General features: G+C 38.4%; 13 protein-coding genes and 2 pseudogenes. All 15 read right to left on the reverse strand.

What is annotated here, in order from left to right; all coding sequences use genetic code 11:
- Positions 1–200: 200 nt before the first annotated feature.
- The 15 genes and pseudogenes from CD00_RS19105 to CD00_RS0104655 all read right to left on the reverse strand — a co-directional run bounded on the left by CD00_RS19105 (position 201) and on the right by CD00_RS0104655 (position 12289).
- The gene (locus CD00_RS19105; protein ID WP_207640448.1) at positions 201–1001 is read right to left on the reverse strand and encodes a CPBP family intramembrane glutamic endopeptidase; all 801 of its coding nucleotides are present in this window, start codon (positions 999–1001) and stop codon (positions 201–203) included.
- 201 nt (positions 1002–1202) lie between these two features.
- Positions 1203–1976, reverse strand: a complete 774-nt coding sequence (locus tag CD00_RS17205) for a PHP domain-containing protein (protein ID WP_034461966.1) — start codon at positions 1974–1976, stop codon at positions 1203–1205.
- A 22-nt stretch (positions 1977–1998) separates the two neighbouring features.
- Positions 1999–3036 carry a M42 family metallopeptidase gene (locus CD00_RS0104600; protein ID WP_026654878.1) on the reverse strand — a complete coding sequence of 346 codons (1038 nt, stop codon included), beginning with the start codon at positions 3034–3036 and terminating at the stop codon, positions 1999–2001.
- Between the two features lie 165 nt (positions 3037–3201).
- Entirely contained in the window at positions 3202–3531 is a 330-nt protein-coding gene (locus tag CD00_RS0104605) for a hypothetical protein (protein WP_026654879.1), read from the reverse strand.
- 166 nt (positions 3532–3697) lie between these two features.
- Entirely contained in the window at positions 3698–4333 is a 636-nt protein-coding gene (locus CD00_RS0104610) for a cytidylate kinase-like family protein (protein ID WP_026654880.1), read from the reverse strand.
- A 49-nt stretch (positions 4334–4382) separates the two neighbouring features.
- Positions 4383–5311 (reverse strand): annotated as a pseudogene (locus CD00_RS17210) (RluA family pseudouridine synthase).
- A 12-nt stretch (positions 5312–5323) separates the two neighbouring features.
- A complete protein-coding gene (locus CD00_RS17215; RefSeq protein ID WP_334291135.1) occupies positions 5324–5674 on the reverse strand; it encodes a signal peptidase II in 351 nt (116 codons plus the stop codon).
- Between the two features lie 217 nt (positions 5675–5891).
- On the reverse strand, positions 5892–6998 hold the full coding sequence (gene aroB, locus CD00_RS0104625) for a 3-dehydroquinate synthase (protein ID WP_026654881.1): 1107 nt from the start codon (positions 6996–6998) through the stop codon (positions 5892–5894).
- A 60-nt stretch (positions 6999–7058) separates the two neighbouring features.
- Positions 7059–7586 (reverse strand): cell division protein SepF, encoded by a 528-nt coding sequence (locus CD00_RS0104630; protein WP_026654882.1) that lies wholly within the window; start codon positions 7584–7586, stop codon positions 7059–7061.
- A gap of 117 nt (positions 7587–7703) precedes the next feature.
- Positions 7704–8831: an HlyD family efflux transporter periplasmic adaptor subunit gene (locus CD00_RS17220; protein ID WP_051594080.1), complete on the reverse strand. Its 1128-nt coding sequence runs from the start codon at positions 8829–8831 to the stop codon at positions 7704–7706.
- On the reverse strand, positions 8803–9267 hold the full coding sequence (locus tag CD00_RS20555) for an HlyD family efflux transporter periplasmic adaptor subunit (protein WP_051594081.1): 465 nt from the start codon (positions 9265–9267) through the stop codon (positions 8803–8805). Before CD00_RS20555 ends, CD00_RS17220 begins: the two co-directional genes overlap by 29 nt.
- A gap of 47 nt (positions 9268–9314) precedes the next feature.
- Positions 9315–9735, reverse strand: a pseudogene (locus CD00_RS17225) (twitching motility protein PilT).
- A 72-nt stretch (positions 9736–9807) separates the two neighbouring features.
- The gene (locus CD00_RS0104645; protein WP_034461968.1) at positions 9808–10773 is read right to left on the reverse strand and encodes a D-alanyl-D-alanine carboxypeptidase family protein; all 966 of its coding nucleotides are present in this window, start codon (positions 10771–10773) and stop codon (positions 9808–9810) included.
- Positions 10757–11152, reverse strand: coding sequence for a methylglyoxal synthase (mgsA, locus tag CD00_RS0104650; protein WP_026654885.1), 396 nt, complete (start codon positions 11150–11152; stop codon positions 10757–10759). Before mgsA ends, CD00_RS0104645 begins: the two co-directional genes overlap by 17 nt.
- A gap of 18 nt (positions 11153–11170) precedes the next feature.
- Positions 11171–12289, reverse strand: coding sequence for an FtsW/RodA/SpoVE family cell cycle protein (locus CD00_RS0104655; protein ID WP_026654886.1), 1119 nt, complete (start codon positions 12287–12289; stop codon positions 11171–11173).
- Positions 12290–12299: the final 10 nt, after the last annotated feature.

Raw genomic sequence — 12299 nt, forward strand, 5'->3', positions numbered from 1 at the left:
ATATTTCCCCCAAAAAAGACTTTTATTCGCATAAAAATAGATATATAGGCATAGAATACCCATATATCTATTATAACACGTTACATGTTTTTCGTAAAACTAGAATTTTGCGAAAAAGTATATTTGCATCCCTATTATGGGAAGATCTTTAGTAAAATCTTTGAATAATCTTATATATGCTTGCAATAACTGTTTGTAAGTTAGCTATCCTTTTCTCTTTTATTGAGAACTACTAACAATACTATGAATGCAATCAATCCGAAGATACAGTCGGGAATTGCATCTTTTATTCCTTGCATTATTGTTGAATCTACTGCAGGAATACCAATTCCTTCCGCCTGACTTACAAAGCATGACCAAATACTGGCTAAGTAATCATAGAGTCCGTGCAAGACCACAACCAGCCAAAAATTGTCTGTAATATAATAAATACATGCAAAAAGGACTCCACCTGCAGTCGCATATACAACCTGAGAAGTAATCCATACTACAAGATTTGGATAGAAAATAAGATTAAGAAAATGAGTAAGTCCAAAAGGAATCGCAGATAAAATTACCGCCAAAATTATTCTCCCCTTGCTTTCGCCCAAACAATTTCTTAATGTATTAAAGAGTACACCTCTATAGATAGCCTCTTCAAATACACCTACTGACATCATAAGCAGAAACATGAATATTGCATTTGGAAGTCCCTCTTTGAAACCAATATCAGTGGGAATCCTCATAGCTAATAAATTATGTATGCAGCAAGCTACTCCAACCAAGCCTATAGCACTAAAAAGTCCCTTAAAAAAACCTTTAATTTTAAATTCCACTCCATATATATTTGCCATAAAAACAACGCTGACAGTACCTATAACATAACGAGCAATCATTCCCGGTAGTGCAAAATTTCCCTCACCTAAAAGCGTCAATCCTACTGTCGATATTAAAAACATAATGATAAAAAGCACCAATCCCGGTGCAAATTTTCTTTTTTCCATTTTTTCTCTCTCTTTCATCAAAAACACTATTAAATATTTCAGCTGCCGTACTATTATAGACATAGTATAAAAAAACAAAGCTTCTGTACACATACCATTGGTATAAAAAACAAGCAAAAAGTCGCCCTAACCGTACAATTAGGACGACTTTTTTAGCTTTTCTTGACCTTATAGAAAAGAAAAAAGAAAATTATGGAATATATTTATTCACTTACAGAATTAATGCCAGATAACTTCAAGCGTCGGCCCCTGCGTAGGAACTGTAAAATCTTTATTTCCTGAAACTTCCTTAAATTCACGATTAACAGATATATCTCGCATAAATACAGGAATTCCCTCGTTGTTCATAAAAGCATTGATATATTCGCTTATAGATTTTATCTTATGATCAAAGCACATGCCACCCATATCTGGTTGACCGGGATTATGAATATCGGAACCTGCAGACATTCTGAACCCCTTCTGGACGGCATACTGATAACCGAGTGAATTTTGATAATCAAGATTGCAAGCGTTGTATGCCTCGACACCGTCACAAACAGACGGTGTAAGATTTATCTCGCTGAGATACCCTCTTTCCCTGTATGGATGAGCCTGAATCATGATTCCGCCGTAGTCATGAACAGATTTACAAACTTCATATCTGTCTTTTTCAAGAATGTCGGGATTGTCAAGAAGCCACTTTTTATCAACTCCGTAAAGAAGAAATTCGTCTCCGTGAAAATTATATTCTATACCGAACATAACGGTAAGATCCGAGCCGGTTTTCTGAGCCTCTTCCAAAGCATGCTCGTAGCCGCTACAGTACATCTCTACCCTCTTCTCCCAGGGCAGATCTTTCGGGACACAGCTGTTACCGTTAAAAAAATGGTCTGTAATAATTATTCCGCTGTAACCAAGTTCAGACATGTATTTTATAAACTCGCGGGCCTCTGTTCCGGAACATGCGCTCGCTTCCTTGGTGTGCATGTGAGTTTCATAAATGTACTTCATAATGTTGTCTTTTTGTGCTCCTTTAGTCAGTCGTATATGCTATCAAAAGGCGAAGGGTGTTTTCTGCGCCATCTTTATGACTTCTCTCATACCCGTGAGAAGCATAGACACCGGCACCTATAAGTCCATGCCTAAGATCGTTGCCGGCGCGAAGCGAAGCCTCTGCATCACTTCCGTAGAACGGATAAACGTCAACGGCATAATCTATGTCATTATCTTTTGCAATCTCAATAAGAGCTCTTACAATATTGTAGTTGTAAGGCCCGCCACTGTCCTTTGCGCAAATTGAAACCTGTTTTTCGCTACAATCAAGGTTTTCACCGACGCATCCCATATCAACTGATATCACCTCTGTACAGCCTTTTGGAACACTTCCGCATCCTCCGTGGCCAACTTCTTCAAAAACCGTTATATGGGCATATATCGCTCTTTCAGGGGTGATATTATTATCTTTTAGATATTTTGCATAAGCAAATAAAATTCCGACGCTAAGCTTATCATCCAGGAATCTGGATTTGATATATCCGCTCTTTGTCACTCTGAAATTCGGATCAAAACATACTATATCACCGATAGAGATACCAAGCTTCTTTACATCGTCTGCATCTTTTACATCTTCATCAAGAACAACTTCGCAGCTGTCCCAGTCTCTTTTTTGCTCGTTATATTTCCCGTTTACATGAATTGATGCATCATTTAACTGGAAAGTACCTTCGTATTCACCGTTAAACTTGGTTATGACCTTTACGTTTTCAGTCTCGGCATTGTTTGGATTCATGCCGCCAAGATTGGTAAGCTCCAGTCTTCCGTTTGACTTGATCCTTGAGACCATTCCGCCAAGCGTATCTACATGAGCTTCGAGAAGGAGCCCGTTATCTTTATCTTTGCCGCCAAACTCAACAATAATACCGCCTTTAACCGTGTAGTAAGCATTAAAACCAAGCGCTTCAAACTCTTTTTTTACAAAAGAAGCTGCTTCTTCGGTATAACCTGTGGGAGAATCGATGTTTACGATTTCTTCAGTTTTCTTTACAAGATAATCGACATATTTTTTTTTCAAGTTTTCTCTTCATATTTACTTCGCTCCTCAACAAAACATTCTACTCTTGGAAAATGCAATATTCCAGCAAAAAAGGATAAAATCTTTATTTAAAAAAATTGAATCCCCCGATAATGCAGAAAAAAAGCCTGTATCCATAAGATACAGACCTATTGATAAAATTTATTACAGCAAAGATTTTACAGCATTATCCATTGCAGATTTAACCTTTGTATTCATGTCATCGGAAATCTGCACATGAAGCATATTTATAACCCTGTTATCTATAGAATAGCCCAGTCTTGATGCATGCTCGCTCAGATCGTCGGTATGAGTATTCTCATAGCTTGAACGAAGATTAGCGCTCAAGAGTTTCATTGATGTCATTGACTCATATACTTCGGCAAAATCAGCCCCGAATTTCTTCTTATCTTCTTCGCTCAAAGAAGAGATTGCAGTCTGATTAAGATATTTGTTTGTAATACTGTCAACCGATGCCATAAAATTAAAATCCATAAATGAAATATCTCCCTGGAATTATTCAGATACAAATTATATATCGGAAGACACGAATTTTAGTTAAGTCATTTTACAAAAAATTCAAAATATACCATATTTTGTTTAATAACGTAAAAAGAGCAAAACAGACTTAAAATCTGCCTTGCTCGTGATTTCCCGGCTATCAGCCATTCTTTGCGGCTTCGTAGTCTTCAATATACTGAATTATCAGCTTTACAGTGCCCTCAATTCCAAGGATGCTTGAATTGATGCAAAGATCGTAGCTGTCTGCTCTTCCCCATTTCTTGGAAGAATAATAGTTGTAATAACTCTGGCGCTGTTTATCTTTCTTTATCATCATCTCACGTGCTTTTTCGTTTGATGTGATATCGGAAAATCTCTCACGGATTCTCTTAATCTTACATTCTTCATCACCGTAAATAAAGAGATTTAGAACATTCGGAAGGTCACTCAACGCATAGTCTGCGCATCTTCCGACGATGATACATGGTTCTTCCTTCGCAATCTTCTTGATTGTATCAAACTGTGCAAGGAAAACCTTGTGACTGATCGGCATATCTACAAAGCTTGAAGAATTATATCCAAAAGAATATGTATCCATTACAAGATTATACAAAAAAGAATTTGTAGGCCTCTCATCGTGATTCTGGATCATTTCCTCGCAGAATCCGCTTTCTTTTGCGGCTCTTGATAAAAGTTCCTTGTCATAACATTTTATTCCAAAATGATCGGCCACCATCTCTCCGATTTCTCTTCCGCCCGATCCAAACTGTCTACCGATAGTAATTATCGTATTCATACAGATCACCCCTTTTTATAAAAAGCTTTACTCTCATTTATATCTTACCTTATTTGAGAATATCAAGCAAATGCTGAAAATATGCAGGTAAAGGGGCATCTGTCTCGATATATTCAGAACTTTTCGGATGAACAAAAGAAAGAGTTTTTGCATGAAGACACTGACCTTCCGTCTTAAATTTGCTCTTTCTTCCGGAAGCATAGACCTCATCTCCCAAAAGAGGATGCCCGATATGCGCCATATGAACCCTAATCTGGTGCGTTCTTCCTGTTTTTAACTTACACTCTATATAAGTCATATTATCCTGCTCAAAACGCTTTAAAACGCGATAATGTGTAAACGCATCTTTTCCGCCTTTTGAAACGACAGCCATTTTCTTTCTGTCAGAAGGACTTCTTCCGATCGGCGCATCAATATCGCCTTCATCTTCTTTGATTATTCCATAGCAGATGGCATGATAAATGCGGTCTATGGAATGCTCCTTAAGTTGAGCCGCTATATCCCTGTGAGAGGCGTCATTTTTGCAGATAATAACGGAACCTGTCGTATCTTTGTCGATCCTGTGCACGATTCCGGGTCTTAAAACGCCATTTATACCCGACAGATTCTTGCAATGAAACATAACGGCATTTACGAGCGTATCGGAATAATGGCCGGGAGCCGGATGCACCACCATGTTTTTTTTGCTTATTTACAACAAGCACATCTTCATCCTCATAAATGATATCAAGAGGGATATCCTGCGGTACAATCTCGGGAACTTTAAGCGGCGGAATCTCCATCTTTATCACATCATTCTCAGATACAACATAACTTGCCTTTACATTCTTATCATTGCAAAAAACCTTTTTATCATCGATAAGTTTTTTTTATATAAGAACGCGAAAAAGAATCGATAAGTTCACTTATAAGCTTATCGATTCTGTATCCTTCATATTCATCGGTAACTACACATTCAAAGAGATTAGTTTCATCCATTCTCAAAATACCTTATTTGAACTCCTTGAATTTCTTCTGCTGCTTGAAGCTCAAAAATTCAAAATCGTTATCCTTGTAGTAAAAAAGAAGAAGTACCGCAAAGATAAATGTTGCAACCGTAACATAAATATCGGCCACATTAAAAATAGGAAAATTGATGATAACAAAATAAATGAAATCAATAACATAATCATTATGTATTCTGTCGATCATGTTTCCTGCGGCACCGCTTGCAACAAGTGCCAGAACAATATGCAAAATATTATATTTCTTGTCATCGGGCATTCTGAAAAGAACGTATGCGATAACCACAAGCATAATTGCGGCAATAAGTACGAAAAAAACCTTCTGATTCTGAAGCATTCCAAACGCAGCTCCGCTGTTTTTTCAAAAAATTTAGCTCAAGAACCCCGTTGATTATCTTGATCGCGGGCTTATCCTGAAGATGTACAAATGCAAGGTGCTTTGTGAGCTGATCGAAAAATATCAGCAAGACAATAAGTACAAGATCGGAAAGTAAAAAAAGTTTTTTCTTTTTAGATAAATTTGTGTTCATAATAAATCCTCGTAAAACCTCTATTTATTCATTGGCCTTTTTTGACCAATCAATTTCTTCGAGAGCGGCTCTCATCTCATCATCCGTAACCGTAGTATCGATAACGGCTCTGCCTATCTTCTTGATAAGGATAAACTTGATCTTATCCGCATCCGCTTTCTTGTCGGATTTTGCAAGTTTTATAACCTCATCCGCGTCAATACTCTCAAGAGAAATAGGAAGATTAAACGGAACAAGCATATCTCTTACTTCGTAATATTCTTCCATCGAAAGAAGTCCCTTCTTCCAAGAGATAAATGCTGCCGCAACAAAACCGAGCGAAATACACTCTCCGTGCATAAGCTCAAAGTTTTTGTACTTCTCAATTGCATGTCCGAGTGTATGACCAAAGTTAAGAAGTACTCTTTCGCCCTTCTCTGTGGGATCCTTCTCAACAACAGCTTTCTTCACAAGACAGCTTCTGTATACCATCTCCAAAAGAGTATCAATATCCCTGTTATCAATCTCATACATATTGTCAATGAGCCAGGTGTAGAATTCGCTGTCCTTGATGATTCCATGCTTCATAACCTCGGCAAAACCTGAAGCAAACTGTCTTTCGTCAAGTGTATTAAGAGTTGATATATTCATATAAACAAGTTTCGGCATATAAAATGCTCCGACCATGTTCTTATATCCTTTGTAATCAACGCCTGTCTTTCCGCCGATACTGCTGTCCGACTGAGCCAGAAGCGTCGTAGGAATCTGGATAAAAGCAATCCCTCTTAAATAAGTTGCAGCCGTAAAACCTGACATATCGCCTACAACTCCGCCGCCGAGAGCAACGATAAGATCATGCCTGTCAAACCGGTTCAAAATAAGCTGTTCATATATCTTATTTATCTCATCGAGGTTCTTATTTGCCTCTCCTGCGGGTATTACACACTTTATAACAGTTTTTGCAACTTTATTTAGTATATCACATACTTCACTTGAGTAAAGCCCATCCACATTAGAATCTGTGATAAGGCAGATTTTTCTGTTCTCAAAACCGATTTTCTTTACTTCGTCAGCAAGGTCAGAAAAGTCTTTGCTATATACGATGTCATAGCAAGGTTTCTCCTGATAGCATACGTTTAATGTCTTTTCCATAACATTCTCCTCAAAAAAAGACTGTTGACCTTATTATCTGTGTCAACAGCCTCGATCTTTTTAATCTATCTGCTGTGGTCCTTCTGTAATTCCACCACCGAATGTCCCGCTCAAAATACTCTGGAAATCACCTGAAATATCTACAGATGCAGGTGTAATAATAAATATATATCTGGAAATTTTCTGAAGATTACCTGATATTGCAAATGTCGAACCCGAAGTAAAATCAATGATTCGCTGTGCGATATCAACATCAAGACCTTCCAGATTAAGCACAACAGTCCTGTTAGCCAAAAGTGTTTCCGTTATCTCCCTTGCATCCTCGACAGATGTAGGTTTAATCACGCAAACCTCCATGCCTGCCGCAGATAAAGCCTTCCTTGATCTGGTAGGAACAACTTTGGGAGTTGTCTTCTTCTTTTCCTCGGAAAGATCTATTGCAGGAACATCCTTTCCAATAGGAGTCGTATTGCTAAATATATCGTTTTTGGAACTGCTATCATAGTAGACATCATCAGAATCGTAATATCCGCTTTCATCATCTCCCGTAAGCTGTATTGCTTTTAAAAACTTATCCATTACGCTCATTATCTATATGCTCCTCATAATAATAATCCCAACAAAAATCTACTTTAATATTATCGTAGATTTGTACCGTATGTCAAATCGCTGTTGAGACAAACGGGCTCTTTGCTCGGGTTTTGGTCAAGGATTTGCGGTCGAACCGCCATCTGCCGATTCATCAATTGTCGCTTGAGAATCTTCTGAATTCAGTGAATCACCTGAAGATGCGCTCTCCGCCTCATCCGCCGATCCTTGTGAAGCCGAAGTTTCTTCACTATCCTGTGAATCTTGCGCTTCGTCTTTGGATCTGAGATTTTTATCATATGATTCGGCATCCAGAATAATATAGTCATAAACTCTAAGGCCGTATCTGGTTTTAGACTTAACTATAGAGTATTCCTCGTTATTGTAAAGGACTTCAATCTGCTTGAAGTCGGCATAGCCTTTATTATAATTATATACGCCTTTAAGCGTACCCGTTTTGCCTACTGTAAATGTCGCGTTCGAATCCGGCTTTATAAGCACATCTCCGGCTCTTAGCGAATCCGTATCTATATAGCAGTCGGAATCATCCTCATTATAAATTGATATATTGACCGATTCAACAGTCTTATTTCCCTGCTCATCATATTTATCCCTAAGAACGCTCGTCGTTTCATCATTGTTCTCAGAAATAAAATCCTGCGGAACGGTAAAAAAGCTCTTTTCTACAATTGCGGAATTAGGTATCTTAAGACCGTTATTACTGTCTGTCATAATCTCCACACTTAAGAATCTGTCCCTGCAGAAAGTGATCATGGAATTGGTAAAAGACAACATGAAAAATTTATCACCGTTTCCGTTGGTAAACGAAGACACCTTTGCCGAGGAAATATCCTGATTCTTGATGAATTTAACATCAACATACTGATGACTTTCAAGTTCCTTGGCCTGCTCTTCATCTTTTACATTTATTATAATGGACCAGTCTTCACTGTCGCAGATCTTATAAACCGGATCACCCTTTTTTACAAGTGAATTATTTATAAGCTGATGCTTTTCATATTTTGACTGATCAAAATTTTCAAGAGTAATACTATCGGGAGTAAGATTTTCATAGCCGTCGGTTGAATAAATTACTATGCCCGGATCCTGTGCACTGACTCTGGCAATGGAATTATTCAGATTAAGAGATTGAATATCGTTAAGAAGACTACTGTTTGAGAGCTTCTGCACTGTGCCGTCAAGTCCGCTCTTAAAATCATAAACAGTATAAAAATTTTTTCTCATCAAAAGATGAAGTGAACGACATGATCTGAGAACGAAGTTCCGACATGCTCTCATCATTCAGCTCCACTTCTTCCGACCCCTGTGATTTTAAATATTCAATAAGTTTTCCCGATTCATCTATAGTATAAACAAGATCTCCGACCGCTGCCCTGGTACCTTCGGATGCAATATAATACACATAGCCTGCGCGGTCAGCAGGAACGATCTTTTCGCTTCTGATAGCGATGGCTTCATATATATTATTGGTCGAAAGAGATCCGTCCATAACCTGATAAGGAATAACGCGGTCTTTTCCAAGGTAAATGACAACACTGATGATTATATATATTGCCACGGCAACAAAGAAAACCACTCCGATATTTAGATTATTTATGTTTTTGGGATACTTTGTAATTTTTCGGCTATTCTGGCCGGCCATATTATTAACCTTCTTCATACATTGAGCCGCGGTGATCCGCGGCTCAAATATCTCATACTTAAAATTTAAAGTGAAATAACAACCTTTGATTTTACGCTTTCGGGGAGTTCTGACTCATCCATTGAAAGACTGAGAACAAAATCAATATTAAACTTTTCGCCAAGCTTTTCGAGCTTGTCGATAGTTCCGGAAATATCTTTTCCTTCAAGACAAGATATTTTCAAAAAAACTGTCAAAATACATTTGCTGGAGATCATGGTCCTGAGAAATAATACCACTGACGAAACCAATGAATTCATCGGAATTTTCTATCATAAACTCCGAGACGACTATCAGACGAATCTTATTGTTAAGTTCATACATGTGCTTGGTACTCTTATCAAGAAAGGCTACGGAACCGAGAACATTTTTTACCTCGGTGTTCACCTTGTCCAATAAGCATTTGGTCTTACCTTTTCCTTTTTTCCCAACAATTAACTGAACCATCGGCATACCCTCCCGCAAGTAAGTATTTTATCGATATATTAATTATAGGATATTAGGTGCTAAAAGACAACATCATTTAACGATTTCGTTAAGCATATTAGTCATGTCTGAATACAATGTATCACCGTCTGTATCGCGCATAATTACTGCGATGTACGGATTACCGCTTCCATCTTTCGCAAGCAGGATAAGGCAATGTCCGGCAGCATTTGTGGTACCGGTTTTACCACCGATAACAGTGACTCCGCTCGGTGCTGCCACATCTCCTCTGAGATATCCGTTTGTATTATCAATTGTCCTTGATTGGCCTTCACCGTTTTCATCGGTCCACTTTACATCATAAGAATTCATGCTGATTATCTCTGAAAACTTATCATATTTCATAGCGGCACTGAAGATCAGATACATATCATATGCGGTAACAAGGTGATCTTCAACATTAAGACCGTTTGGATTCTTGAAATTAGACTGAGTCGCACCAAGTTTTAAGGCTTCGGCATTCATCATATCGGCAAAAGCCTCAATGGATCCCGCAAGATTAGTCGCAATAAGATTTGCCACGTCATTTGCGGAATAAATAAGAAGCGCACAAAGTGCTTCGTTCAGCGTCATCGAGCAGCCTTCCTTAAGTCCGAGTGCCTGAGCTCCGCTCTCATTGGCATATACCGATGAGTCTGCAACAAGCACCTTATCAAGCTGATCTCCGAAATATTTAAGCGCAATATAAGCAGTCATGACTTTCGTCAGACTGGCGGGTTTAAGTCTTTCATGTACGTTCTTTGCATAAAGTGTTCTTCTTCTGTTAATGTCAAACAGACCGGCACTTACTTTGTCATTGACCTGCATGTCCTGGCTTGTAATATCCTCTACGTCGGCAATACACTTATCTGCCGCAAAAGGCTCACATCTGTTACTTGTTGTTGATTTATCAATCGAATACTTTGCTTCGTATGGAATTGAAGAACATCCGCTCATAAAAACGGATGACAACATCAACACTATAGCAAAAAAAGAACAAGGCTTACTTATACATTTCACGCCACTCAAGATCTCCTCTATCCAAAGATTTAATAAGCAGTTCTGCTGAAGCAAGATTAGTTGCAACCGGGATGTTATGCATATCGCAAAGAGTCATGACATTGCTGATGTCAGGCTCATGTGATTTAACAGTGAGCGGATCTCTCAAAAAAATAACAAGATCAATCTCGTTATGTTCGATAGCAGCTCCAAGTTGCTGTGCACCTCCGAGGTGTCCCGCAAGATACTTATGAATACTAAGATTTGTAACTTCTTCTATAAGTCTGCCCGTTGTACCCGTGGCGAAAAGATCGTTTTTACTCAATATACCCCTATATGCTATACAGAAATTCTGCATAAGCTTCTTCTTTGCATCATGTGCAATAAGCGCAATATTCATTTCTATCTATAACCCTCCCTAGATATACTTGTTGCTTTGCAATCTGACATTAAGGACGATACCCATGCCTGCATACATACTTAAAATTGCAGATGTTCCTGCGCTGATAAACGGAAGCGGAAGTCCCGTATTTGGGAAAAGACCTGTAACAACGGATATATTGATGAATCCCTGAAATCCGACCCAAGCTCCCATTCCTGCTGCAAGAAGCTGTCCTGCTTTGTCTTTTGCCCTAAAGGAGATCATAAAACATCTGACCGAAATTATTAAGATCAGAATGATAACCGCGCATCCCCCAATGAAGCCAAATTCCTCTCCTATTACCGCAAAAACAAAGTCTGACTGAGGTTCTGAAATAAATCCCGCATTAAGTACGGTGACATCATCTGTGTTATATCCTTTTCCGCGGATTCCACCCGAACCGATTGCCATAAGCGAATGTAATGTCTGATAAGCCTTGTCAGTTGTAAAATCTTCGGGATGCAACCATGCAAGTATTCGTTCACCCTGATAAACTTTTAAAACCTTACCAAAAACAATACCCCAGCCGTTTACAGCATCACCGATAACAAATAAAACAAGCGGAACTGCCACGGTTAGCGCAATTGCAACCAGTCTCCAGTCCATTCCGGCAACAAACAACATGCACGCAAAAGTAACAAATATCATGATGCATGTCGAAAGATCGGGCTGCCCTATAATAAGCAAAATAGGAGCCCCCAACAAAGCAAAACAAACAAAGATAAAGCGTATATCTTTAACTTTATCTTTATATTTCATAATAAACTGCGCAAAAAATAAAATCAATATTATTTTGGCCGCTTCACAAGGCTGAAATCTGAAGCCAAGATTCAACCACCTTCTTGCACCGTTAATCGTCGTTCCCATAGGAGTAAAAATGAGTGCCAAAAGGACAAGATTTGCAATGTAAAAGAGCCAATTAAACTTTAGCAAAAAAGTATAGTCCACAAGCGACAAAAATATCATTAGCAAAAAACTTATTATCGATCCGCCGATTACCATTGTCTTCAATGTGGGAAAAGAGGAAGTGACGGCAAGAATACCAAAGATATTTGTTATCAAGATCATTGCCACAAGGAAAAAATCATATTCAGTTATCTTATATTTTTTCAGCATTTCACGCATT

It is taken from the genome of Butyrivibrio sp. AE3003 (genome assembly GCF_000686065.1).
Lineage (GTDB): Bacteria > Bacillota > Clostridia > Lachnospirales > Lachnospiraceae > Butyrivibrio > Butyrivibrio hungatei_A.

What these genes read in the sequence shown, in the direction of transcription:
- CD00_RS0104605 (WP_026654879.1), bottom strand. Translation starts at nt 3,531, where the DNA reads ATGGATTTTAATTTTATGGCATCGGTTGACAGTATTACAAACAAATAT.
- CD00_RS17215 (WP_334291135.1), bottom strand. Translation starts at nt 5,674, where the DNA reads ATGCTTCAGAATCAGAAGGTTTTTTTCGTACTTATTGCCGCAATTATG.
- CD00_RS0104630 (WP_026654882.1), bottom strand. Translation starts at nt 7,586, where the DNA reads ATGAGCGTAATGGATAAGTTTTTAAAAGCAATACAGCTTACGGGAGAT.
- CD00_RS17205 (WP_034461966.1), bottom strand. Translation starts at nt 1,976, where the DNA reads ATGAAGTACATTTATGAAACTCACATGCACACCAAGGAAGCGAGCGCA.
- aroB (WP_026654881.1), bottom strand. Translation starts at nt 6,998, where the DNA reads ATGGAAAAGACATTAAACGTATGCTATCAGGAGAAACCTTGCTATGAC.
- CD00_RS17220 (WP_051594080.1), bottom strand. Translation starts at nt 8,831, where the DNA reads ATGAGAAAAAATTTTTATACTGTTTATGATTTTAAGAGCGGACTTGAC.
- mgsA (WP_026654885.1), bottom strand. Translation starts at nt 11,152, where the DNA reads ATGAATATTGCGCTTATTGCACATGATGCAAAGAAGAAGCTTATGCAG.
- CD00_RS0104610 (WP_026654880.1), bottom strand. Translation starts at nt 4,333, where the DNA reads ATGAATACGATAATTACTATCGGTAGACAGTTTGGATCGGGCGGAAGA.
- CD00_RS0104655 (WP_026654886.1), bottom strand. Translation starts at nt 12,289, where the DNA reads ATGCTGAAAAAATATAAGATAACTGAATATGATTTTTTCCTTGTGGCA.
- CD00_RS19105 (WP_207640448.1), bottom strand. Translation starts at nt 1,001, where the DNA reads ATGAAAGAGAGAGAAAAAATGGAAAAAAGAAAATTTGCACCGGGATTG.
- CD00_RS20555 (WP_051594081.1), bottom strand. Translation starts at nt 9,267, where the DNA reads ATGAAGAAGGTTAATAATATGGCCGGCCAGAATAGCCGAAAAATTACA.